27 protein-coding genes and 1 tRNA gene are annotated in these 19,930 nt (G+C 57.4%); 8 read left to right on the forward strand and 20 right to left on the reverse strand.

Annotated elements, in window-relative coordinates; translation table 11 throughout:
- Positions 1-6: 6 nt before the first annotated feature.
- On the reverse strand, positions 7-456 hold the full coding sequence (gene gspG / locus KBP52_RS07620) for a type II secretion system major pseudopilin GspG (protein WP_116031066.1): 450 nt from the start codon (positions 454-456) through the stop codon (positions 7-9).
- Between the two features lie 146 nt (positions 457-602).
- Between gspG and gspI the strand changes: the two genes are divergently transcribed.
- Positions 603-989, forward strand: a complete 387-nt coding sequence (gene gspI / locus KBP52_RS07625) for a type II secretion system minor pseudopilin GspI (RefSeq protein WP_077572025.1) — start codon at positions 603-605, stop codon at positions 987-989.
- A gap of 6 nt (positions 990-995) precedes the next feature.
- Here the strand turns inward: gspI and KBP52_RS07630 are convergent, their stop codons facing one another.
- Positions 996-1,427, reverse strand: a complete 432-nt coding sequence (locus tag KBP52_RS07630; protein WP_212622536.1) for a general secretion pathway protein GspC — start codon at positions 1,425-1,427, stop codon at positions 996-998.
- Positions 1,428-1,541: 114 nt separating this feature from the next.
- Here KBP52_RS07630 and KBP52_RS07635 point away from each other — a divergent pair, with 114 nt between their 5' ends.
- The 3 genes from KBP52_RS07635 to KBP52_RS07645 all read left to right on the forward strand — a co-directional run bounded on the left by KBP52_RS07635 (position 1,542) and on the right by KBP52_RS07645 (position 3,246).
- Complete coding sequence (locus KBP52_RS07635) at positions 1,542-2,003, forward strand: GspH/FimT family pseudopilin (RefSeq protein WP_212622537.1); 462 nt, start codon at positions 1,542-1,544, stop codon at positions 2,001-2,003.
- On the forward strand, positions 2,000-2,611 hold the full coding sequence (locus KBP52_RS07640) for a type II secretion system protein GspJ (protein WP_212622538.1): 612 nt from the start codon (positions 2,000-2,002) through the stop codon (positions 2,609-2,611). Before KBP52_RS07635 ends, KBP52_RS07640 begins: the two co-directional genes overlap by 4 nt.
- Positions 2,612-2,688: 77 nt before the next feature.
- Positions 2,689-3,246: an NADAR family protein gene (locus KBP52_RS07645; protein ID WP_212622539.1), complete on the forward strand. Its 558-nt coding sequence runs from the start codon at positions 2,689-2,691 to the stop codon at positions 3,244-3,246.
- Positions 3,247-3,345: 99 nt separating this feature from the next.
- On the opposite strand, the gene KBP52_RS07650 is transcribed toward KBP52_RS07645, so the two are convergent.
- Entirely contained in the window at positions 3,346-3,585 is a 240-nt protein-coding gene (locus tag KBP52_RS07650) for a YceK/YidQ family lipoprotein (RefSeq protein WP_212622540.1), read from the reverse strand.
- Positions 3,586-3,748: 163 nt separating this feature from the next.
- On the opposite strand from KBP52_RS07650, the gene KBP52_RS07655 reads away from it, so the two are divergent.
- Positions 3,749-3,934: a hypothetical protein gene (locus tag KBP52_RS07655; protein WP_077572018.1), complete on the forward strand. Its 186-nt coding sequence runs from the start codon at positions 3,749-3,751 to the stop codon at positions 3,932-3,934.
- A 146-nt stretch (positions 3,935-4,080) separates the two neighbouring features.
- On the opposite strand, the gene KBP52_RS07660 is transcribed toward KBP52_RS07655, so the two are convergent.
- The 9 genes from KBP52_RS07660 to thrS all read right to left on the reverse strand — a co-directional run bounded on the left by KBP52_RS07660 (position 4,081) and on the right by thrS (position 11,534).
- A tRNA-Pro gene (locus KBP52_RS07660) sits at positions 4,081-4,157 on the reverse strand.
- An 89-nt stretch (positions 4,158-4,246) separates the two neighbouring features.
- The gene (locus tag KBP52_RS07665; protein WP_003179985.1) at positions 4,247-4,603 is read right to left on the reverse strand and encodes a MerR family transcriptional regulator; all 357 of its coding nucleotides are present in this window, start codon (positions 4,601-4,603) and stop codon (positions 4,247-4,249) included.
- Positions 4,584-4,886 carry an integration host factor subunit alpha gene (gene ihfA / locus KBP52_RS07670; RefSeq protein ID WP_002553164.1) on the reverse strand — a complete coding sequence of 101 codons (303 nt, stop codon included), beginning with the start codon at positions 4,884-4,886 and terminating at the stop codon, positions 4,584-4,586. Before ihfA ends, KBP52_RS07665 begins: the two co-directional genes overlap by 20 nt.
- Before the next feature lie 3 nt (positions 4,887-4,889).
- Positions 4,890-7,268, reverse strand: a complete 2,379-nt coding sequence (gene pheT / locus KBP52_RS07675; protein WP_212622541.1) for a phenylalanine--tRNA ligase subunit beta — start codon at positions 7,266-7,268, stop codon at positions 4,890-4,892.
- A 26-nt stretch (positions 7,269-7,294) separates the two neighbouring features.
- Positions 7,295-8,311: a phenylalanine--tRNA ligase subunit alpha gene (gene pheS, locus KBP52_RS07680; RefSeq protein ID WP_003226365.1), complete on the reverse strand. Its 1,017-nt coding sequence runs from the start codon at positions 8,309-8,311 to the stop codon at positions 7,295-7,297.
- Between the two features lie 109 nt (positions 8,312-8,420).
- Positions 8,421-8,777, reverse strand: a complete 357-nt coding sequence (gene rplT / locus KBP52_RS07685) for a 50S ribosomal protein L20 (protein ID WP_007913489.1) — start codon at positions 8,775-8,777, stop codon at positions 8,421-8,423.
- A gap of 28 nt (positions 8,778-8,805) precedes the next feature.
- The gene (rpmI, locus tag KBP52_RS07690) at positions 8,806-9,000 is read right to left on the reverse strand and encodes a 50S ribosomal protein L35 (protein ID WP_002553160.1); all 195 of its coding nucleotides are present in this window, start codon (positions 8,998-9,000) and stop codon (positions 8,806-8,808) included.
- Between the two features lie 60 nt (positions 9,001-9,060).
- Positions 9,061-9,612, reverse strand: coding sequence for a translation initiation factor IF-3 (gene infC / locus KBP52_RS07695; protein WP_170947229.1), 552 nt, complete (start codon positions 9,610-9,612; stop codon positions 9,061-9,063).
- A complete protein-coding gene (gene thrS, locus KBP52_RS07700; protein WP_007913488.1) occupies positions 9,612-11,534 on the reverse strand; it encodes a threonine--tRNA ligase in 1,923 nt (640 codons plus the stop codon). Before thrS ends, infC begins: the two co-directional genes overlap by 1 nt.
- 371 nt (positions 11,535-11,905) lie before the next feature.
- Here thrS and KBP52_RS07705 point away from each other — a divergent pair, with 371 nt between their 5' ends.
- Positions 11,906-12,208, forward strand: a complete 303-nt coding sequence (locus KBP52_RS07705; RefSeq protein WP_077571952.1) for a hypothetical protein — start codon at positions 11,906-11,908, stop codon at positions 12,206-12,208.
- Positions 12,209-12,496: 288 nt separating this feature from the next.
- Positions 12,497-12,709, forward strand: coding sequence for a cold-shock protein (locus KBP52_RS07710; RefSeq protein ID WP_003179963.1), 213 nt, complete (start codon positions 12,497-12,499; stop codon positions 12,707-12,709).
- Positions 12,710-12,781: 72 nt separating this feature from the next.
- Here the strand turns inward: KBP52_RS07710 and KBP52_RS07715 are convergent, their stop codons facing one another.
- Positions 12,782-13,099: an I78 family peptidase inhibitor gene (locus KBP52_RS07715; RefSeq protein ID WP_123592852.1), complete on the reverse strand. Its 318-nt coding sequence runs from the start codon at positions 13,097-13,099 to the stop codon at positions 12,782-12,784.
- A gap of 169 nt (positions 13,100-13,268) precedes the next feature.
- Complete coding sequence (locus KBP52_RS07720; protein WP_007913485.1) at positions 13,269-13,574, reverse strand: hypothetical protein; 306 nt, start codon at positions 13,572-13,574, stop codon at positions 13,269-13,271.
- A 131-nt stretch (positions 13,575-13,705) separates the two neighbouring features.
- Here KBP52_RS07720 and KBP52_RS07725 point away from each other — a divergent pair, with 131 nt between their 5' ends.
- Entirely contained in the window at positions 13,706-13,912 is a 207-nt protein-coding gene (locus tag KBP52_RS07725) for a hypothetical protein (protein WP_077571950.1), read from the forward strand.
- Positions 13,913-13,945: 33 nt separating this feature from the next.
- Here KBP52_RS07725 and KBP52_RS07730 read toward each other — a convergent pair whose 3' ends face one another.
- Genes KBP52_RS07730 through KBP52_RS07755 form a run of 6 tightly spaced genes read right to left on the reverse strand, consistent with a single transcriptional unit; the run spans position 13,946 to position 19,899 of the window.
- Positions 13,946-14,974 (reverse strand): nucleoside hydrolase, encoded by a 1,029-nt coding sequence (locus tag KBP52_RS07730; protein ID WP_095047635.1) that lies wholly within the window; start codon positions 14,972-14,974, stop codon positions 13,946-13,948.
- Between the two features lie 31 nt (positions 14,975-15,005).
- Entirely contained in the window at positions 15,006-15,410 is a 405-nt protein-coding gene (rbsD, locus tag KBP52_RS07735; RefSeq protein WP_123592850.1) for a D-ribose pyranase, read from the reverse strand.
- Positions 15,407-16,324, reverse strand: coding sequence for a ribokinase (rbsK, locus tag KBP52_RS07740; RefSeq protein ID WP_212622542.1), 918 nt, complete (start codon positions 16,322-16,324; stop codon positions 15,407-15,409). Before rbsK ends, rbsD begins: the two co-directional genes overlap by 4 nt.
- Before the next feature lie 24 nt (positions 16,325-16,348).
- Positions 16,349-17,368, reverse strand: coding sequence for a LacI family DNA-binding transcriptional regulator (locus tag KBP52_RS07745; protein ID WP_077571946.1), 1,020 nt, complete (start codon positions 17,366-17,368; stop codon positions 16,349-16,351).
- 3 nt (positions 17,369-17,371) lie between these two features.
- The gene (locus KBP52_RS07750) at positions 17,372-18,349 is read right to left on the reverse strand and encodes an ABC transporter permease (protein WP_007913478.1); all 978 of its coding nucleotides are present in this window, start codon (positions 18,347-18,349) and stop codon (positions 17,372-17,374) included.
- On the reverse strand, positions 18,346-19,899 hold the full coding sequence (locus KBP52_RS07755; protein ID WP_212622543.1) for a sugar ABC transporter ATP-binding protein: 1,554 nt from the start codon (positions 19,897-19,899) through the stop codon (positions 18,346-18,348). The genes KBP52_RS07750 and KBP52_RS07755 overlap by 4 nt, the downstream gene beginning before the upstream one ends.
- Positions 19,900-19,930: the final 31 nt, after the last annotated feature.

Consider the following 19,930-nt stretch of genomic DNA (forward strand, 5'->3'; position numbering starts at 1 on the left):
CCGCTCTCAGAGCTGCCAGGAACCAATATCGGCATTGACGCCGTCGCCGTCGGGTTGGCCGTCTGCGCCGAGGGAGAAGATGTCGATCTCACCGTTCGCGCCAGGATTCAGATAGTTGTAAGGACGACCCCACGGGTCGTTGGGCAAGCGCTCCAGATAAGAGCGCCAGTTGCTGTTTTTCGCATCCGCCGGGCGCTCCACCAGCACTTTCAAGCCCTGATTCAGGGTCGGATAAGTGCCGTGGTCGAGGCGATAAAGTTTGAGCGCCTGCATCAGGCCGGCGATGTCTTGTTTCGCCGCAGTGGCTCGGGCCTGATCAGGTCGGTCGAGCACCTTGGGCACTACCATCGCCGCCAGAATGCCGAGGATGACCACCACCACCATGATTTCGATCAGGGTGAAACCCTGCTGACCTCGACGGTCTGCGGACTGAGATTTGACGCGCGCGAAATCCATTTCAACCTTCCTTGGCATGATTACATTCGGCGCGCAGTGTAACAAAAGCCAGTCATCGTACAACAATCATTAACGCACTGTTTTTCTGCACATTCGCCAAAGGACGGGTGTTATTCTGCGGGCCGGTTTCAACCGCAGAGACAAGCATGGAAGCGTTGCGCAAGGAGCGAGGTTTCACCCTCATCGAGGTTCTGGTGGCCTTGGCAATCATCGCCGTGGCCATGTCTGCGGCCGTTCGCGTTGCGGGTCTGATGACCCAGAGCAATGGTCTGCTGCGCGATCGCTCGATCGCTTTGCTGGCGGCACAAACCCGGCTCGCCGAACTGCGTCTGGAGGAGGACTTTGCCCCAGGACTGAAAACCTTCAACTGTGATCAAGGTCGCCTGCAACTGCGCTGTGAGCAACGCATGACCCCGAGCACCGACGGACGACTGCTGCGCGTGACGCTGCTGGTTTCCGATCGCGAACGTCAGGCACCACCCCTGGCGCGACTCGAAACCTTACTCGGCCGGCCACAGGAAAAGCGCCAATGACGCTGCTCAGGGTCGAGTCAGTCGAGGCAGCGATGGCGAGTCTGGCAGCGTGCTGACTTTTAATCGGCTCTGTTCTGCGCCACGCTCGATAACCACTGCACCCTGTTCAATGGCGATCACGCGCACCCCCTGGGTCAAGCGATCACCCACCAGAAAACTGCGCGGCGGACCGTCGTTGAGACTTAGGATTGCCACCGCAGCGTGCGCCCCTGCCAGCACTCCGGAAACCTTGATATCCAACGGTGCCGGCTGGTTGGAAAACCACTGCAAAGCCGCTGTGTCGGCGCGCGTCGGCAACACTTGCGGTGCCACCGCCGGAACGTGGGATTCTGCCGGCGTCAGCAATAGCGCAGACCAGAACAGTCCCCCTGCGAGTGCAGCGATCAGCGCCGCCGATTGCACAAGCTGCGTTGCGGATAAGCGAAAAGTAAATGCCAAGACCCAACCTCCCTGTTGTCCTGCGTCGCAGTCTACAGGACAACATTCGCTTTTCTATCCGGATTGAAGGTTCGAATCCGCCAGGATGGATTCACAACGAAGGAACGTTGCGGTATGACCAAGGACAGACAAACGGGCTTCACCCTCATCGAATTGATGGTGGTGTTGATCATCATCGGCATTGCCAGCGCCGCCGTCAGCCTGAGTATCAAACCTGACCCGGCGCAACTGCTGCGCAAGGACGCCAATCGCTTGATCCAGTTGCTGCAAATTGCCCATGCCGAAGCCCTGGCCGATGGACGCCCGATCACTTGGCTGGCGGACCAAAACGGCTTTCGTTTCAGTCGTCGCAATGAACAAGGCCCCGGCTTCGATCACTTTCTCGCCGATCCGCAACTGCGCCCTCGTCACTGGGAAACGCCATCGCTGAAGGTCCGAGTGACACCCAGGCAGCCGCTGATACTGAACGCCGAGTGGTTCGATTCACCCGTGCAACTGCAACTCTCGGACGGCCAGAACACGCTCACCGTGCAACGCACAGCCACGGGCAAATTGACCTTGGCCAACCAGCCATGAATAGCCGGCAAGAGGGTTTTACCCTGATCGAAGTGATGGTCGCGATCCTGCTCATGGCGGTCGTCAGCCTGATTGCCTGGCGCGGTCTGGACAGCGTGAGCCGCGCCGACACGCATCTGCAGGCGAGCACCGAACACACCGAAGCACTGCTGCGCACGCTGCATCAACTGGAACGAGATATAGCCTTGCGCGCCAGCATCGAACTGCGCGAGCCACTGTTGAACGACAACGATGACGAACGATCCGAGCAGCCAGCGGCAATCAGCGTGCGCAGCGCCGACGACCAGCGCTTTCGTCTTGACGTGATCCGCAGTGCAGCCACCTCGCAGAACGGCTTGCAGCGCGTGCGCTGGTGGTTGAAAGATCAAACCCTGTACCGCGCCGCCGCCACGCCACGCGATCGCTACCCGCTGCCTGCGCCGAAACAGGCAGTGGCGGTGCTCGACAGAATCAGCGATCTGCAAGTACGCGTCTGGGAACCGCAGATGGGGTGGCGCCAGCTCAGCGGCAACCGCAAAGAAAATCCCCAAGGCCTGGAAATCCGCCTGACCCGGCAGACGCCTCAAGGCGAAGAACACTACCGCCAGGTCTTGGGCCCACTGGATTAGTCTCTGGGCAATATTACGTATTGCCCAGACACGCACAGCAACTGTAACGTCGAACGTCAGTTACCGAGGAAATCTCATTGCACGACTCTAAACTTCTCGAAGATCTACGCGCTCGCTTCAACGCTGGAGAGCCTCTGGACTTCACTTTTTTCTGGGGACACCAGCGAAGCAAAAACGCCGTCACGGCTTCGTGCTTCAGCCAATGGTACGAAGCCGAATTCGTTATCGAGGGGCAACGCTACCCGACAGCCGAACACTTCATGATGGCCGAGAAGGCAGCCCTGTTCGACGATCAGGAAATTCGTGCACAAGTGCTCCAGGCCACGACCCCGAACGCCGCCAAAGCCCTCGGCCGCAAAGTGCGCGGGTTCAACGACCGACTCTGGCTGCAACACCGATACGACATCGTCGTCCAGGCAAACCAAGCCAAGTTCTCCCAAAACCCGGAGCTGAACGAATACCTGATGCGCACTGGATCCCGGGTCATTGTCGAAGCGAGCCCGGTTGATGCCATTTGGGGAATTGGGCTCGCGCAAGATCACCCAGATGTGAACGATCCGAATCTGTGGAAAGGCCTGAATCTTCTGGGGTTTGCACTGATGCAGGTTCGGGACGGCAGGAATGGATCGTCCTGAGTTTTATCGGCGGTGGCGTCAGAAACGAAAAAAGCCTTGGCGTGTGCCAAGGCTTTTCTAAGGGAGTTTTACATTGCTTTGGGTTGCACTACCCGCCAGTCAGAAATTGCAGGTGTATTGATATTCGAAGGGGAAGAAGACTGTATCGACCACCAACGAAAATGGCGCGTCGATCAGTAAAAAGGGAATCAACTTGCCTTTGGATGTACCGACCAACCACCAGTCGAGCCGAACACCGATGTAAGGACATCGATGCTTGTCATAATCCATCCGCATGGCCGTTGCTGCACAGCCGCTTGAGCTGGCGATCAACGTCAGCAAGATCAGTTTGCGAAACACTTAACGTCCTTATTACTTATTGATATTGAGCTGCGTAAACGGGGTTGCAGATGGCTTTCCCGCTACGACAGGCCACGTGGGTGAAATACAGCCCTACTCCGACTACCGAGGCCGATCGTAAGGACAATGAGAAATCTCAACCAGACTGGAATTGGCAAGATGCATGAAGCACGCAAGCGAGGATGCAGGATTGATGGACTTTATTGATTTTCTGGGAAACCTTTGCAGCGCATTCAGCAACTATCAAGGCTATGAAAAGCCTCGCCGGGTGTTTACCCGAAGATTCGTTGCGTTCTGCGTATTTGTGGCTGTGTTTGAGCTGATTGCGCTGAATCTTTACTACGCATAGTCGGGATTGAATTTGAAGGATTCAGCAAAGATCGCTTGGCCGGAGCGAATCCAGATCTTATTAAGAAACTACCGTGTAGTTTCGCGCGGGTACAAAAAAGCCGATCTATCTGATCGGCTTATGTGTCTGATTTTAATCAGGAATAATGGTCGGGACGGAGTGATTCGAACACTCGACCCCTAGCACCCCATGCTAGTGCGCTACCGGACTGCGCTACGCCCCGACTGGTCTTGCAACTCGCTCTCCACCTCGAAGAACGCTCAAGAATATAGCGCAAGCGTTTGAAAACTGGAAGTATTCAAACGCTGCTTTTTATTTCTTGAGAACCACCAGCACATCTTCCAGTTCGGCAATCATCTGCCGAATCATCTGCTTGTATTGGGTCGTGTCGTCTTTGGCTTCATCGCCGGACAAACGCAGGCGTGCGCCGCCGATGGTGAAACCTTGATCGTAAAGGAGTGCGCGGATCTGCCGGATCATCAGCACGTCCTGGCGCTGATAATACCGGCGGTTTCCGCGGCGTTTGACGGGGTTGAGCTGAGGAAACTCCTGCTCCCAGTAGCGCAGCACGTGTGGCTTTACGGCACACAGCTCGCTGACTTCACCGATGGTGAAGTAGCGTTTGCCCGGGATGACGGGTAGTTCGTCGTTATGACTTGGTTCCAGCATAAGCCTCAACTCGGGCCTTCAACTTCTGCCCTGGACGAAAGGTGACCACACGGCGAGCCGTGATCGGGATTTCTTCCCCCGTTTTCGGGTTGCGGCCAGGCCGCTGGCGTTTGTCCCGAAGGTCGAAATTGCCGAAACCGGACAATTTGACCTGCTCGTTGTCTTCAAGAGCGTGCCTGATTTCCTCGAAAAACAGTTCGACCAATTCCTTGGCTTCCCGCTTGTTCAGGCCCAGCTCTTCATACAGACGTTCCGCCATCTCAGCTTTCGTCAAAGCCCCCATACGTCACTTCCTTAACGTGGCGTTCAACCTTTGTTCGAGCGAGGTGAGGATATTTTGCGTCGTCGAATTCACCTCATCGTCATTAAGAGTGCGCGATGGATGCTGCCAGGTCAAGCCAACTGCAAGGCTTTTTCTATCAGGATCAATACCTTTACCCTGATACACGTCAAACAGCCTGAGATCTGTGAGCCATTCGCCTGCATTTTCACGGATTACGTCCAGTACGGCCGCGGACGCGACGTCTTTGTGCGCAATCAGTGCAAGGTCACGACGCACTTCAGGAAAGCGCGACAACTCGTGGAATTTCGGCATTTTACCGAGTGCCACTTCAGCCAGAACCAGCTCGAAAACGAAGACTGGACGATCCAGACCCAGGGCTTTCGACAATTCCGGGTGGATGGCGCCGATGAAACCGACTTCACGCCCTTCGCGCTCGATGCGCGCGGTTTGACCCGGATGCAGCGCCGGGTGTTTGCCCGGAGCGAAAGTGAACGAATCCAGTGCACCGGCAAAGCCCAGCACAGCCTCAACGTCAGCTTTGACGTCGAAGAAATCGACCGTGTCGCGACCTTGCGCCCAGCCTTCCGGCAGACGGCTACCGCAAACCACACCGGACAGCATCGGCTCTTGCTTCAGGCCTTCCAACTGACCAACGAAGCGCAGACCGCTTTCGAACAGACGCACGCGATCTTGCTGGCGGTTGAGGTTGTGCTGCAGCGCTTTGACCAGACCTGGCCACAACGAAGAGCGCATGGCAGCCATGTCATTGGAAATCGGATTGGCCAGCAACAGCGGCTCGACGCCCGGGTTGAACAGTTCGAACTGACGCGGATCGATGAAGCTGTAAGTGATCGCTTCCTGATAACCACGCGCCACCAGCAGACGGCGCAGTTCCGGCAGATCGCTACGCGCTTCAGCTTTGGCTTGCGGCGCCAGACGCGCTTGCGGGTAACGAACCGGCAGACGGTTGTAGCCGTACAGACGGGCCAGCTCTTCGATCAGATCGACTTCCAGGCTGATGTCGAAGCGATGGCTTGGCACTTCTACGCGCCACTGGCCTTCACCGTCGGCAGTAATGCCAAGACCCAGACCGCCGAGCAAACGCTCGACCTGCGCGGAATCCATTTCCATACCGAGCATCTGGGTGATGCGCTGGGAACGCAAAGTGATCGGTGCGATCGACGGCAGATGCTGCTCGCTGACGGTCTCGATGATCGGGCCGGCTTCACCGCCAGTGATTTCCAGCAGCAGGCCAGTGGCGCGCTCCATGGCTTCACGGGCCAGTTGCCAGTCGACGCCACGCTCGTAGCGGTGCGACGCATCGGTGTGCAGGCCGTAGGAACGAGCCTTGCCAGCGACAGCGATCTGGTCGAAGAATGCGGATTCCAGGAATACGTCGCGAGTGGTCGCGGAGACACCACTGTGCTCACCACCCATGACACCGGCAATCGCCAGCGCGCGGGTGTGGTCGGCAATCACCAGCGTATCGCTACGCAGGCTGACTTCCTGACCGTCGAGCAGTACCAGCTTCTCGCCCTCTTCCGCCATGCGCACACGAATGCCGCCATTGATTTCGGCGAGATCGAAAGCGTGCAGCGGCTGGCCCAGTTCGAGCATCACGTAGTTGGTGATGTCGACGGCAGCGTCGATGCTGCGCACGTCGGCGCGGCGCAGACGTTCAACCATCCACAGCGGCGTCGGCTTGGACAGATCAACGTTACGGATAACGCGACCCAGGTAACGCGGGCATGCTACTGGCGCCAGCACTTCTACCGAACGCACTTCATCGTGCACGGCAGGAATGCTCATGACCACTGGACGAGTGACCGGCGCGTCGTACAGCGCGCCGACTTCACGGGCCAGACCGGCCAAGGACAGGCAGTCGCCGCGGTTCGGGGTCAGGTCGACCTCGATGCTGGCGTCTTCCAGATCCAGGTACACACGGAAATCTTCGCCCACCGGCGCATCGGCCGGCAGTTCCATCAGACCGTCATTGCCTTCACCGACCTGCAGCTCGGCTTGCGAGCAGAGCATGCCGTTGGACTCGACGCCACGCAGCTTGGCCTTCTTGATCTTGAAGTCGCCCGGCAGTTCGGCACCGATCATGGCGAACGGAATCTTCAGGCCCGGACGCACGTTTGGCGCTCCGCACACGACCTGAAAGGTTTCCGCGCCATTGCTGACCTGGCACACGCGCAACTTGTCGGCATCAGGGTGTTGCTCGGTGCTTAGCACCTCGCCCACCACCACGCCGCTGAATACACCGGCGGCCGGGGTCACGCTATCGACCTCCAGGCCAGCCATCGACAGACGAGCAACCAGCTCGTCGCGATTTACCTGCGGGCTAACCCAGCCACGCAGCCATTGTTCACTGAATTTCATCCTGCTCTCCTAAGAATTCGTTACGACTAGCGAAATTGCGCGAGGAACCGCAAGTCGTTGTCGAAGAACAGACGCAAGTCGTTCACGCCGTAACGGAGCATGGCCAGACGCTCGACGCCCATACCGAAAGCAAAACCGGAGAACTCTTCCGGATCGATGCCGGACATGCGCAGCACGTTCGGGTGAACCATGCCGCAGCCCATCACTTCCAGCCAGCCGGTCTGCTTGCAGACACGGCAGCCTTTTCCGCTGCACATCACGCATTCCATATCGACTTCAGCGGATGGCTCGGTGAACGGGAAGTACGAAGGACGGAAACGTACGGCCAGCTCTTTCTCGAAGAACACCCGCAGGAATTCTTCGATGGTGCCTTTGAGATCGGCAAAATTGATGTCGCGATCAACCAGCAGGCCTTCGACCTGGTGGAACATCGGCGAGTGGGTGATATCGGAGTCACTGCGATACACGCGGCCTGGGCAGACGATGCGAATCGGCGGTTGCTTCGATTCCATGGTGCGGACCTGTACCGGCGAGGTATGGGTGCGCAGCAGCATGTTGGCGTTGAAATAGAAGGTGTCATGCATCGACCGGGCCGGGTGATGGCCTGGGATGTTGAGCGCTTCGAAGTTGTGATAGTCGTCTTCGACCTCAGGGCCTTCGGCAATGCCGTAGCCGATGCGGGTGAAGAACTGCTCGACACGTTCCAGAGTCCGGGTCACCGGATGCAGACCACCGGAGGTCTGGCCACGGCCCGGCAATGTCACGTCAATGGATTCGGCAGACAGTTTGGCAGCCAGTTCGGCTTCTTCAAACAGAGCCATGCGCGCATTGAGAACGCCTGTAACACGTTCCTTGGCAACGTTGATCAGGGCGCCGACTTGCGGACGCTCTTCTGCCGGCAAATTCCCCAGGGTCTTCATCACCTGAGTCAATTCGCCCTTTTTGCCAAGGTATTGAACCCGGATTTGCTCCAGGGCATTGATATCTTCAGCGCTTTGCACAGCCTCTAGTGCTTGAGAGACCAGCGCATCCAGGTTTTCCATGTACAGACTCCAGATACAAAATAGGGGAAGAGCTTGAAGGCTCTTCCCCTATTTAAGACGTTTACCACCTGGCCCCACGGAAGTGAGGCCGGGTGATTGTCGGGGGTACTTAAGCCAAGGTGGCTTTAGCTTTCTCGACAATCGCAGCAAACACCGCTTTTTCGTTCACTGCCAGATCAGCCAGAACCTTACGGTCGATCTCGATGGACGCTTTTTTCAGGCCAGCGATGAAACGGCTGTAGGACAGACCGTTAACACGAGCACCAGCGTTGATACGAGCGATCCACAGAGCGCGGAACTGACGTTTTTTCTGACGACGGTCACGGTAGGCGTATTGGCCTGCCTTGATTACCGCTTGCTTGGCAACACGGAATACGCGGGAGCGTGCGCCGTAGTAGCCTTTAGCAAGTTTCAGAATTTTTTTGTGACGCTTACGGGCAATGACGCCACGCTTTACACGAGCCATGAGTTACTTCCTCTATTCTTGACTAAAATTAACGAAGGCGCAGCATGCGCTCGACTTTTGCCACGTCAGACGGATGCAGCAAGCTGCTACCGCGCAGTTGACGCTTACGCTTGGTCGACATTTTAGTCAGGATGTGGCTCTTGAAAGCGTGCTTGTGCTTGATACCGTTAGCAGTTTTCAGAAACCGCTTAGCAGCACCACTTTTGGTTTTCATTTTTGGCATGTTCGGATACTCCGCATTCAGTTGATAAACATAATCAGAAGGCCTGCCGTGCCCTGTTGATTACTTCTTCTTTTTCGGGGCGATGACCATGATCAGCTGGCGTCCTTCCATCTTAGGATGCTGTTCGACCGAACCGTACTCGAGCAGGTCAGCTTCAACCCGCTTGAGGAGTTCCATCCCCAGCTCCTGGTGGGCCATCTCACGGCCGCGGAATCGCAAGGATACCTTGGCCCTGTCCCCATCACTCAGGAAACGTACCAGGTTGCGCAGTTTTACCTGGTAATCCCCTTCCTCCGTCCCTGGACGAAACTTGATTTCTTTAACCTGAATCTGCTTCTGGTTTTTCTTGGCTGCGGCAACCTGTTTCTTCTTCTCGAAGATCGATTTGCCGTAGTCCATCAGTTTGCAAACAGGGGGTACTGCATCGGCGGAAATTTCCACCAAATCCAGTTTGGCCTCTTCAGCCTTAAGAAGCGCGTCTTCAATTGACACAATCCCAAGCTGTTCACCTTCAGCCCCAATTAACCGAACCTCGCGTGCCGAGATATTCTCGTTGATCGGGGCTTTCGGTGCAGCTCGTTTATCTTGTCTCATTTCACGCTTAATAATAATTACTCCGAATCTGGGCGACCACGCCGGGAAACCGCTTGCGCGAGAAACTCAGCGAACTGGGCGACGGGCATCGAGCCCAGGTCAGCACCTTCACGAGTACGCACAGCGACAGTCTGCATCTCGACTTCCTTATCTCCGATTACCAAGAGATAGGGAACCTTGAGCAAAGTATGCTCGCGGATTTTAAAGCCGATCTTTTCATTTCTCAAGTCGGACTTGGCACGAAATCCGCTTTCGTTGAGAGTTTTTTCAACTTCTGCAACAAAATCTGCCTGTTTATCAGTGATATTCATGATCACCGCCTGCGTTGGCGCGAGCCAGGCAGGGAACGCACCTTCGTAGTGCTCGATCAGAATCCCGACGAAACGCTCGAAGGAACCGAGGATCGCACGGTGCAACATCACTGGGTGTTTGCGGCTGTTGTCTTCGGAGACATATTCAGCGCCCAAACGGACAGGCAGGTTAAAATCGAGCTGCAGAGTACCACATTGCCAGACCCGACCAAGGCAGTCTTTCAGCGAGAACTCGATCTTCGGACCGTAGAACGCACCCTCACCCGGCTGCAGATCGTACGGCAGGCCCGCAGAATCAAGGGCTGCAGCCAGTGCAGCTTCAGCGCGATCCCACAGCTCGTCGGAACCGACGCGTTTTTCCGGACGAGTGGACAGTTTCATCTCGACATCGGTAAAGCCGAAGTCGCGGTAAACGTCCATGGTCAGCTTGATGAACGCAGCGGATTCAGCCTGCATCTGCTCTTCGGTGCAGAAGATGTGGGCGTCGTCCTGAGTGAACGCACGCACGCGCATGATGCCGTGCAGCGCACCCGACGGCTCGTTACGGTGGCAGGCACCGAACTCGGCCAGACGCATCGGCAGCTCGCGGTAGCTCTTCAGGCCTTGATTGAACACCTGCACGTGGCACGGGCAGTTCATTGGCTTGATGGCGTAGTCGCGGTTTTCCGACTGCGTGGTGAACATGTTGTCGGCGTAGTTGGCCCAGTGCCCGGATTTCTCCCACAGGCTGCGGTCAACGACTTGAGGGGTCTTGATCTCAAGGTAGCCGTTGTCGCGCTGGATCTTGCGCATGTACTGCTCGAGCACCTGGTACAGAGTCCAGCCGTTCGGGTGCCAGAACACCATGCCCGGGGATTCTTCCTGGGTGTGGAACAGGCCCAGACGCTTGCCGATCTTGCGGTGATCGCGCTTTTCAGCTTCTTCGATGCGCTGGATGTAAGCCGCCAGCTGCTTTTTGTCTGCCCAGGCGGTGCCGTAAACGCGCTGCAATTGCTCGTTCTTGGCGTCGCCGCGCCAGTAGGCACCGGACAGCTTGGTCAGCTTGAAGGATTTCAGGAAGCGTGTGTTCGGCACGTGCGGACCGCGGCACATGTCGACGTATTCTTCGTGATAGTACAGGCCCATGGCCTGCTCGTTCGGCATGTCCTCGACCAGGCGCAGTTTGTAGTCTTCGCCACGAGCCTTGAACACTTCGATCACTTCGGCGCGCGGAGTGACTTTCTTGATCACGTCGTAATCTTTTTCGATCAGCTGCTGCATGCGCTGTTCGATAGCGGCCATGTCGTCCGGAGTGAAAGGACGTTCGAAGGCGATGTCGTAATAGAAGCCTTCATCGATGACCGGCCCGATGACCATTTTCGCAGTCGGGTACAACTGCTTGACAGCGTGGCCAACCAGGTGAGCGCAAGAGTGGCGAATGATCTCCAGCCCCTCTTCATCCTTTGGCGTGATGATTTGCAGGGTCGCGTCGCTGCTGATGATGTCGCTGGCGTCGACCAGTTGGCCATTGACCTTGCCGGCCAGGGTGGCTTTGGCCAGACCGGCACCAATGGATGCGGCGACCTCGGCTACGGAAACCGGGTGATCGAATGAACGTTGACTGCCGTCGGGAAGAGTAATAGTTGGCATGGCGCCTCCTCTCCTAGTGGTGACCCCTACCAAAGGTCACGTGGGTTGGGATGAGCCAGTACAAGATCCGATCCAGGCCATTCAATGACGAACGCCTGCCTTACAGCGGCAGGAGCCTTGCGGCCAACCGGAAAACCGAACCAGAGTGACTGGGATTCAAATCGAATTATTCGCACGTCGACCGCTGCCGGGACTGTAGGTCATCCGGAGCCTGAGAACGCTTGAGCCCGGCATGCTAGCACAGATGAGCGGTCACTTATGCCTCTGTTTGATCACAAGGCAAATCGTCTGTTTTTATGCCAGAGTGCTGAACTTGATGGCCCCTTCAGCCCTCAGATAACAAGACATTGACCCACAAGGAGCATCCTCGCATGCGTCTGAATACCCTGTTCGCCGTCGTCGCCCCTATCGTTATGTTGCTGCCGCTGAGTGCCCACGCCGACTGGCCTAAGGGCGAGCGTGAGAAGTACATGGCCCAGTGCACCCAGGCGGCGACTCCGCAAATTGGCGCTGCTGCGGCCAAATCGCACTGCGCTTGTGGCGCTGATGCCATCAAGTCTTATCCAGCGAGCGACATTCAGGCGCTGATGGACAACAAAGCCACTCCTGAATTGCAGCAGAAAGCGCTGGGCCAAATCGCCAAATGCAAGGCAAACACCCCGGCGAAAAAGTGATCGAAAAAGCATTCTGAGTCGGCTCAGCGCCGCTAAAAAGGGCTGAATTTGAGCCTTTTCGGACGATTTATGCAGGTTTTACAGGTTTTTTTATTGTCTTTACGTTCCGCGCAAAGCCTTGTAAACCGGGGCTTTCAGCCGAAATAGACAGTAAAGAAAACACGACTGATTGGCAAACAGCACGTCCGGGGGGCTACCAAAGCGAACATTTCGACTATGATATCCCGGTGTGCCCAGTTGGCCTGAGCAGCACAGTACTGAAAAATATATGTTTCTTGGAGATACACCATGTCTAATCGCCAAACCGGCACCGTTAAGTGGTTCAACGATGAAAAAGGCTTCGGCTTCATCACTCCTCAAGGTGGCGGTGACGACCTGTTCGTACACTTCAAAGCTATCGAATCCGACGGTTTCAAAAGCCTGAAAGAAGGCCAGACCGTCTCCTTCGTGGCTGAGAAAGGCCAAAAGGGTATGCAAGCTGCACAGGTTCGCCCAGAGTAATTTCTGCGCGCACTAAAAAAACCCCGTCCATGTGACGGGGTTTTTTATGTCTGCAACAAAAGCCTTCGCTGATCAGCCGCAGTTGACGCGTGTGATCACCAGATTGTTGTCGGTGTTCAGATTCAAGCGATCGGAGCGGTACTCAAGCGTGATCATGTCGTTCGGCTTGAGAAAGCGGGCATTTTGCGCCCCGGCTTTGTTGCGTGCTTGCTCCAGCAACTCTGGTGAAGCTTTCTTGCCGATGGCGAATTCCGCCGCCGTTGCTTCACAGCGGCTGTGACCGGCTTCGGTCGCCGCAGTTTCCTTTGCCGACTCGCTGGAGGTCGTGCTGCAACCGGCCAACATCAAAGCGGCCATAAGTGCACCCAGTGTCGCGAACTTCAAAGGCATGAAGCCTCCTTGTTTTCAAAATGGTTAAGCTGAGATCGTGCGACCGCCGTTCCGGCATTTGGTTTCACGGCCAAGGCCATCACCCTGCCCCACGACCGGAAAAACGCCGAGTGTGCCTGAGCGGCATGCGTCACTTCAGCAATCAATCGTGACTGAATATTAACGGCGCTCAGTAGACGTCGATGTAGTCATACGGCGGATTCGGCCAGTTGTCCTTCAGCGCATTGAAAATCTGCATCACCCACACCTCGTCACTGGCCGCGACGTTGCCCACGTAGCCCGAGCCCTTAGCCCAGGTTTCCAGGCGAAACAGCAAACCGTCGATATCCTGCCCACCGGTAACGCCGGAAGAAATGTAAGCGATACCGCCCTTGGTCACGCGCAACTGCGTGTGTTCGTCATCGCTAGCCGAAGCGAGCAATTGGCGCACCGCATCGAGCGTGAGGCCGTCAGGGGTATTCAAATCGATCTGCACAGCAAAATCCTTGCGAGCCTTTAAAAGACCAAGTGTCGCATAGCGCTCCGCTCATGCCTAAGTCGCAGTGCCAAATGCCCGACAAAATGGTTAACTCAAACCCAAGATCTTCCGACTATTCGAGCGCTCTCATGACCACCATCAGCATCGACGCCGCCATTAATGCCAAATGGGCAGACGGACACAGCTCTTACAGCCCGGGAACCACCGAGGAGCTTGCGCTGATTGGTATCGATCTATTGGTCAAGGAGCTGGGCACGGAGGCGGCTCAGCAATTCATCAAGCAGATTTTCGAGCGCTACCCGACCGAACAGGTTGAACACACTGAGAGGGTGTAGAAACCCGCAGGCTGGCACCTGCGGGCGAATCGTTTACTTCAGGCGCTTCAGGCGCTCGGTCAGCAAGTCAAAGAAGCCTTGCGCGTCGCCGTTTTCCACCCAGAAAGCGTTTTTAGGCGCCTTCAGGCCATCGTACCAATCAACGATGGTCTGACCGAAAGTCGGCCCTTCACGGCTATCCACCACGACATTCACCGAACGACCGGTGAACAGTTCCGGCTTGAGCAGATAGGCCACAACGGTAGCGTCATGCACCGGGCCACCCGGAATACCGTAGTGCTCCATGTCGCCTTTGATGTACTCATTGAGGATGTCGCCGACAATCTTGCTCGCGTTGTTGTTCAGCGCAGCGATCTGTTTCAGGCGCGCATCACTGGTAAGAATCTTGTGGGTCACGTCCAGTGGCAGGTAGGTCAGTTTCACGCCGCTTTTCAGGACCACTTCGGCCGCTTGCGGATCAGCAAACAGGTTGAATTCAGCCACCGGGGTGATGTTGCCGCCGTTGAAGTGCGCACCACCCATGATCACCACTTCCTTGATGCCCTGAACAATTTCAGGCTCCTGGATCAGCGCCAATGCCAGGTTGGTCTGCGGACCAAGCATGGCGATCGTGATGCTGTGCGGCTTGGCTTTTTTCAGCGTATCGATCAGGTAGTTGACCGCATTGCCTTCAGCCAGACCCTTTTTCGGTTCGTGCACGGTGACACCCGACAGGCCTTCCTTGCCATGGATGTTCTCGGCGTAAATCGGCGTGCGCATCAGCGGCTTTGGCGCACCCGCATAAACCGGTACGTCTTCGCGCCCTGCCCACTCGCGAGCCAGGCGCGCGTTACGCGATGTCTTGTCGAGGCGCACATTGCCGGCGACGGTGGTCAGCGCGCGAATGTTCAGTTCTTCCGGCGAGGCCAGCGCGAACAACAGGGCGACCACGTCGTCGGCCCCTGGATCGGTATCGATGATCAGGTCGATTTTTTCCGCCGCCTGAGCGCCGGTCGCAGTGATTACGGACAAAAGCAGTAAACCCCGGATGAGTTGATGCAGTTTCTGAGCATAGCGTTGCATGGCGCATTCCTTGTGCATGTGGAATCGAAAATCAGAATGTAACCCCGGCGACGAGGACGATGTTGCAGTAAGGCTGGCATTCACCTGTACGAACAATCGCCCGAGCCTGTCGGCTGAGAACCTTGAATTGCTCGTGACTGAGCAGATCGCGACGGCCCAGCGCGCCCTCTTCATTCAACGCGTCCAGCGTATTCAGCGCGGTCGGTTGTTTGTCGAAGATTTCTTTGGCCAGTGCATGGCTTTCCACCTGCATCTCGCTGAGCACGACTTTCAGGGTGCTGATGAAATCCGGGACGCCATGGGTCAGCGCCAGATCAATCAGCTCGACGCCCGGCGGCACTGGCAGCCCGGCATCACCAATGACCACCATGTCGCCATGGCCCAGGGACGCGATCAGCCGCGACAGTGCGACGTTAAGCAGAGGAGTCTTTTTCATGCGGGTTTAAAGGCCTGTACGTCGGATTGGGTTGGAATGGACGGTTGCGCGCCGGCGCGGGTTACCGACAGCGCGGCGGCAATCTGCCCGTAGCGAATCGCCTCGGCCTCGGATTTGCCATTGGCCAGCGCCGCCGCAAAGCCACCGACAAAAGTGTCTCCGGCGGCGGTGGTGTCGACAGCCTTCACTTTCGGCGCCGGGAAATGCTCAAAGCTCTGGCCGTTAGCGAACAGCGAACCTTGAGCACCGAGGGTAATGATGACCTTACCCGCCCCCATAGTGATCAGTTGGCTGGCGGCACTTTCTGCGCTTTCCAGCGAGTCCACCGGCAACCCGCTCAACACAGTCGCTTCGCTCTCGTTGGGGATCAGGTAATCGATCGCGGCAAACCAGTCTGCCGGCAGTGCACGACTGGCCGGTGCCGGATTGAGAATGACGATTTTGCCCAGTGCACGCGCACGCTTGAGCGCATGCCCCACCGTGGCATCGGGAATTTCGAGCTGGCAGATGATCACGTCGGCGGCTTGCAGAACCGCATCGAAACGGTCGATCACTGCCGGCGTCATGGCACCGTTGGCACCGGCGACAATGACAATCGCGTTCTGACTGTTGTCATCGACCACGATCAGCGCCACGCCGCTGGAGTCATTGACTGTACTCACTGCCTGACAATCGATCTGCTCGGCCAACAAGGCGTTACGCAATTGCACACCATAGTCGTCATTGCCAACGCAACCGACCATCGCCACCTGTGCGCCCAAACGCGCGGCGGCCACCGCCTGATTGGCGCCCTTGCCACCGGAAACCGTGGCAAACGAGTGACCGATCAGCGTTTCACCACCTACGGGCAACCGTGGCGCCCGGGTCACCAGGTCCATGTTCAGGCTGCCTATTACCACTACATTTGCTGGCATACATCATTACTCGTCAATTCGGTTTCAGCGGTATTCGGTGAACACGCCGGACAACGGGGCGGTCGATTCGCGCAAGACAATACTCGGGGTCACGATCCGCTGATCGGTACCCAGAGTCGGCGTAGCAATCCTTCGCAACAGCACTTCGGCCGCCATCTCGCCCAACTGCAGGATCGATTGCCCCACAGTGGTGAGTGCCGGATACACGTAACGACTCATCTGGATATCGTCGAAACCGATCACCGACAATTCGCTCGGCACGCGAACATTGCGCTCTGCCGCGGCACGCAGCACGCCGATGCCGATCATGTCGTTACCGGCAAAGATCGCGCTCGGTGGATTGCTCTCGAGGAGAATCGCGGCCGCGTTGTAGCCGCCGGTACTGGTGAAATCACTTTCCAGCATGCGCTCCTGGCGGACGTCGATACCCGCCTCTTTCAGAGCCCGGCAATATCCGGCCAGACGCATCTGCGCCACACTGGTACTGGCCGGACCGCCAATGGTGGCAATGTCGCGATGCCCCAATTCGAGCAAGTGCCGGGTGGCGAGGTAAGCGCCGTATTCATGGTCGATGCGCACCAGATCGGCATCGACACCGTCGAGACCACGGTCGACGATGACCATCGGCGTTTTCACTCCGGCCAACCCCTGCGCCAGGCCGCTGTCACCGCCAGCGGAGGCGACGATCAAACCGTCGATGCGTTTCTCCAGCAATACGCGCAAATAGCTGCGCTGCTTGTCGGGATTATCGTCGGAGTTGCAGAGGATCACGCAGTAGCCGTTACGCTCGCAGTAATCCTCGATGCCCCGCGCCAACTCCGCGAAGTACGGGTTGAGGCTGTTCGGCACCAACAGGCCAATGGTTGCAGTGGTCTTGGCCTTCAGCGAGCGCGCTACCGCACTCGGCACATAGTCGAGGCTCTTGATCGCCGCCTCGACTTTCAGCCGCACTTCCTGACTGACCGGCCGCGTGTTGTTCACCACATGCGACACCGTCGTGTAGGAAATTCCCGCGAGAGCTGCCACGTCCTTGATCGTTGCCATGACTTAGCCCCGGCGACTGGCGCGCTGACTGCGATAAGTATCGAGCACCACCGCGATCACGATGACCGCACCCGTGATGATTCGTTTGGTCGGTTCGGTCGCGCCGATCTGCGCCAGACCCGCCGCCAGTACCGAGATGATCAGTACGCCAAAGAATGTGCTGATCACCGAGCCACGCCCGCCCATCAGGCTGGTACCGCCGATCACCACCGCGGCGATCACTTGCAGCTCCAGACCGGAACCGGCGTTCGGGTCAGCAGCTTCCAGACGGGAAATCTGAAACAGCGCGGCGATACCGGCCAGCAGGCCCATCAGGCTGAACACCAGAATCTTGTAGGGTTTCGGATTGATCCCCGCCAGACGCACCGCCTCTTCGTTGGTGCCGATGCCGATCAGGTAGCGACCGAACACGGTACGGGTCAGAACGGCTTGAGCAATGATGATCACCAGCAAGGCAATGATGAACGACGGCGAGATGCCGAACGCGATCGGGTTCGACAGCCAGGCAAACGAGTCACCGATGTACGCCGTGCGCGATCCGGTCATCTGATACGCCAGACCCCGAGCCATTTCCAGCACACCCAGAGAGACGATGAACGATGGAATCCGCCACGCCACTGTGATCGAACCGGTGACCGTACCAGCCAGTGCCGCAACAGCCATGCCGAGCAACGCTGACGGCAACACGCCCCAGCCCCAGCCAAGAATGGCGACGCTGACCGTCGAAGCAGCCAATGCCAGCACCGACCCCACCGAAAGATCGATGCCGCCAATGATCAACACGAAGGTCATGCCGACCGCCAGCACCATCAGATCAGGAATCTGGTTGGCCAGTGTACTGAAGGTGTTATAGGACAGAAAGTGGCTGCTCAAGACCGAGAACAGCGCAATCATCGCCAGCAAGGCACCGGCCAGGCCCAGATAAGTGCCCAGACCATAGAAGTTGCCACTACGTTTGCCGGCAGGAGATGCAGTTTTCATGGGAGATCCCTAGGCGCCGCTTCATTGAGCAACGCATCACGTTTTTGGTAGCCGGCGAACGCGGCGGCAAGCAAGTCATCCTGGGTCCAGCTGTCGCGCTCGAAAGTGTCGATCAAGCGCCCCGCCGAAAGCACGCCGATCCGGTCGCAGATCAGCATCAGTTCACGCAGGTCACTGGACACCACCACCAGCGCTTTGCCCTGACGCGTCAGTTCGCCGAGCAAGGCATAAATGTCAAACTTGGCGCCGACGTCGATGCCACGGGTCGGCTCGTCGAACAGCAGCACCGAACAGTCGCGCTCCAGCCAGCGGCCGATCACGACTTTCTGCTGGTTGCCACCGGACAACTCTGAAACCAGTTGTGTCGGACTCGAACTGCGGATGCGCATGGCGTCGATCTGACGCTGCGCCAGAGCGATTTCGTCGCCGTTGTTGACGACCCCGCCACTGGAAATTTCCGGCATGTTGCCGAGGGCGATGTTGGCGCTGATCGACTGACTCAGCAGCAGGCCTTCACCTTTGCGATCTTCAGTAATCAACGCGATGCCATTACGCACGGCGTCGACGGGTGAGCGCACGCTGACCACTTTGGCCGGGGAGCCGAGCGCGATGCTGCCGCTGTCGGCAACATCCGCCCCGAAAATCAATCGCAGCAATTCAGTGCGCCCTGCCCCGATCAATCCGGAAATCCCGAAGATCTCGCCGGCACGCACTTCGAACGAGACATCGCGCACTTTGTCGGAACGGGTCAGGCCTTTGATCGTCAACGCCGGAGCACCGATCTTGCGCGGGCCCATGTCGATATGTTCGCCCAGTTCACGACCAACCATCAGCGTAACCAGTTGCTCGCTGTTGTAATTGGCCATCGGCTCGACACAGACCAGATTGCCGTCACGCAGCACGGCAATGCGCTGCGCTACGCGGGCCAGCTCTTCGAGACGGTGGGAAATGTAGATGATCGAAACGCCGCGCGCCTGCAAGCGGGTGATCTGCTCAAAGAGCATTTCGACTTCGCGTGCGGTGAGCATCGCGGTCGGCTCATCGAGAATCAGCACATGGCAGTCGCCAATCAGGTTGCGGGCAATTTCGACCATCTGCTGATGCCCGATACCCAACTCGCCAACCAGCGTATCCGGATCAATCGCGTCGAGGCCGACTTGTGCCATGGCTTCAATAGCGGCTTTGCGTAATTGCTTGCGGCTGATCCAGCCGCCGTTGCTTGGCAGGTTGTCGAGAAACAGGTTTTCCGCAACCGACAGTGTCGGTAACAGATTGAGTTCTTGCATGACCATACGCACGCCGAGTTCTTCGGCCTGAGTGCGGCTGCCCGGACGATAGTCTTTGCCCTGGAATTGCATCTGGCCGGTGGTCGGCGTGACCAGTCCGCCGATGATTTTCGACAGGGTACTTTTGCCGGCACCATTCTCGCCGGTCAGCGCCAGCACTTCACCGCGCATCAGCGTCAGATCGATGCCGCTGAGCACCGGCTGCGCATAGGTCTTACCGATACCGCTGACCGAGAGGACAGCGTTCGGGGCGGAAACTGACATAAAAACTCTCCATGCGCTCGCCCGGACGGAC

The organism is Pseudomonas sp. SCA2728.1_7 (assembly GCF_018138145.1).
Classification (GTDB): Bacteria; Pseudomonadota; Gammaproteobacteria; order Pseudomonadales; family Pseudomonadaceae; genus Aquipseudomonas; species Aquipseudomonas koreensis_A.

Coding starts and splice junctions, on each gene's coding strand:
- gspG (WP_116031066.1), bottom strand. CDS start 456: ATGGATTTCGCGCGCGTCAAATCTCAGTCCGCAGACCGTCGAGGTCAG.
- gspI (WP_077572025.1), top strand. CDS start 603: ATGGAAGCGTTGCGCAAGGAGCGAGGTTTCACCCTCATCGAGGTTCTG.
- KBP52_RS07635 (WP_212622537.1), top strand. CDS start 1,542: ATGACCAAGGACAGACAAACGGGCTTCACCCTCATCGAATTGATGGTG.
- KBP52_RS07640 (WP_212622538.1), top strand. CDS start 2,000: ATGAATAGCCGGCAAGAGGGTTTTACCCTGATCGAAGTGATGGTCGCG.
- KBP52_RS07655 (WP_077572018.1), top strand. CDS start 3,749: ATGAAGCACGCAAGCGAGGATGCAGGATTGATGGACTTTATTGATTTT.
- KBP52_RS07665 (WP_003179985.1), bottom strand. CDS start 4,603: ATGCTGGAACCAAGTCATAACGACGAACTACCCGTCATCCCGGGCAAA.
- ihfA (WP_002553164.1), bottom strand. CDS start 4,886: ATGGGGGCTTTGACGAAAGCTGAGATGGCGGAACGTCTGTATGAAGAG.
- pheT (WP_212622541.1), bottom strand. CDS start 7,268: ATGAAATTCAGTGAACAATGGCTGCGTGGCTGGGTTAGCCCGCAGGTA.
- pheS (WP_003226365.1), bottom strand. CDS start 8,311: ATGGAAAACCTGGATGCGCTGGTCTCTCAAGCACTAGAGGCTGTGCAA.
- rplT (WP_007913489.1), bottom strand. CDS start 8,777: ATGGCTCGTGTAAAGCGTGGCGTCATTGCCCGTAAGCGTCACAAAAAA.
- rpmI (WP_002553160.1), bottom strand. CDS start 9,000: ATGCCAAAAATGAAAACCAAAAGTGGTGCTGCTAAGCGGTTTCTGAAA.
- thrS (WP_007913488.1), bottom strand. CDS start 11,534: ATGCCAACTATTACTCTTCCCGACGGCAGTCAACGTTCATTCGATCAC.
- KBP52_RS07705 (WP_077571952.1), top strand. CDS start 11,906: ATGCGTCTGAATACCCTGTTCGCCGTCGTCGCCCCTATCGTTATGTTG.
- KBP52_RS07710 (WP_003179963.1), top strand. CDS start 12,497: ATGTCTAATCGCCAAACCGGCACCGTTAAGTGGTTCAACGATGAAAAA.
- KBP52_RS07715 (WP_123592852.1), bottom strand. CDS start 13,099: ATGCCTTTGAAGTTCGCGACACTGGGTGCACTTATGGCCGCTTTGATG.
- KBP52_RS07725 (WP_077571950.1), top strand. CDS start 13,706: ATGACCACCATCAGCATCGACGCCGCCATTAATGCCAAATGGGCAGAC.
- KBP52_RS07730 (WP_095047635.1), bottom strand. CDS start 14,974: ATGCAACGCTATGCTCAGAAACTGCATCAACTCATCCGGGGTTTACTG.
- rbsD (WP_123592850.1), bottom strand. CDS start 15,410: ATGAAAAAGACTCCTCTGCTTAACGTCGCACTGTCGCGGCTGATCGCG.
- rbsK (WP_212622542.1), bottom strand. CDS start 16,324: ATGCCAGCAAATGTAGTGGTAATAGGCAGCCTGAACATGGACCTGGTG.
- KBP52_RS07745 (WP_077571946.1), bottom strand. CDS start 17,368: ATGGCAACGATCAAGGACGTGGCAGCTCTCGCGGGAATTTCCTACACG.
- KBP52_RS07750 (WP_007913478.1), bottom strand. CDS start 18,349: ATGAAAACTGCATCTCCTGCCGGCAAACGTAGTGGCAACTTCTATGGT.
- KBP52_RS07755 (WP_212622543.1), bottom strand. CDS start 19,899: ATGTCAGTTTCCGCCCCGAACGCTGTCCTCTCGGTCAGCGGTATCGGT.